Source organism: Aerococcus sp. HMSC23C02, assembly GCF_001806805.1.
Taxonomy (GTDB): domain Bacteria; phylum Bacillota; class Bacilli; order Lactobacillales; family Aerococcaceae; genus Aerococcus; species Aerococcus sanguinicola.
In genome coordinates this window covers 1-1,221 of sequence record NZ_KV786055.1, presented here as the reverse complement: position 1 = coordinate 1,221, position 1,221 = coordinate 1, and the positions used below count along the sequence as shown (strand labels likewise).

Below are 1,221 nucleotides of genomic sequence, written 5' to 3'. Positions count from 1 at the left end.
TATTGTTGGTGTCTTCGTGAACGATTACCCATGTGCCTGGACGGTCTTTACCTGTTTCATCGGCTTTGGTGCCGCGTTCGGTCTTAGCTAGAACAGATTTTCCGTCTCGGCCGTCTTGACCATCTTGGCCTGGGGTACCTTGTTCACCCTTCTCACCTTGTGGACCTTGCTCACCTGGATCACCTTTTTCGCCATCTTTGACGAAGGTTTCAGAGATTAACTCACCTTGACTTCCGTCTGGGTTCACCTTATAAACACGGATCCATGACCCACTTGGACTATTAGGATCGGCTGGATTTTCTTTACCACGTTCAGTCTTAGCAGTAATAGATGTTCCATTGGTACCGTTGTTTCCATCAGTTCCGTCTTGCCCATCTGGGATAAAGATAACCTTCTCATCTTCAAAGCGGTTAGTATTTGGGTTGAAGATCTTAATCGTAACCCGAGAGCCTCTCACTTGCTTACCAGTTTCTGGGTGTCGGTCGGTTACCCGTGTCGTTTCAACAATCGGTTTACTTGGTAGCAGTGGTTCCTTAGGTTTAGCTGCTGGAATTTCAACCCGCCGTCCAGTGTTATAGATAATAGTGACGCTGCCGTCAGGATTGGTCTTAGTTTCAGTAATCGCTTCAAAATTATACCCAAAGATTTGACTTTGTGGCTCTTGAACAACTTCACGAGAAACTTCCCGCCAGTATTGGCCCCGCATGTATCTAAAGTTATTAGGATTGAAGTCAGGAACGTTTGCTGGATTCACATGTTCATAGAGAACTCGCACACGACCGTCTTGTCCTGGTCGAATTTCGCGGATTTGACCGGCAGGAAGAGAAGGATCATAACGGAATTCTGTTGGGTAAGAAGAATCTTCAACCGTCATTTCATAAGCAGGTCCAGTCTCTACTTGTTGTTGTCTTCTTTGGTAAACATAAGTGATTTCTTGGGTCATACCTGCTTTAAAGTTTCCACTGGTTGTCCGTCCATCTGGCGAATAAGTCGGATTATTTCTTGGAGCTTCGGTTCGAACGAAGGTATAACCTGGACGATTTTCCGCACCTGTTGTGTATTGCTCGTTGACAGTTCCATATTGCGGAGTTTCTGTGATCGTATCGTCAACACTCACGACACGGCCGTTCTCATCAACGGTTTCATAGCGGTGACGTTCAACAAAGATCCCAGGTGTATTCTGACCTGAAGCGGCAGATGAACTATGAGTTGTTGAAATCG

The 1,221-nt window shown here is 45.9% G+C and carries 1 protein-coding gene; it reads right to left on the bottom strand.

Annotation, left to right across the window (positions count from 1 at the left end; translation table 11 throughout):
• The coding region (locus HMPREF3090_RS09860; protein ID WP_210382191.1) for a MucBP domain-containing protein at window positions 1–1,221 on the bottom strand (1,221 nt) is incomplete at both ends.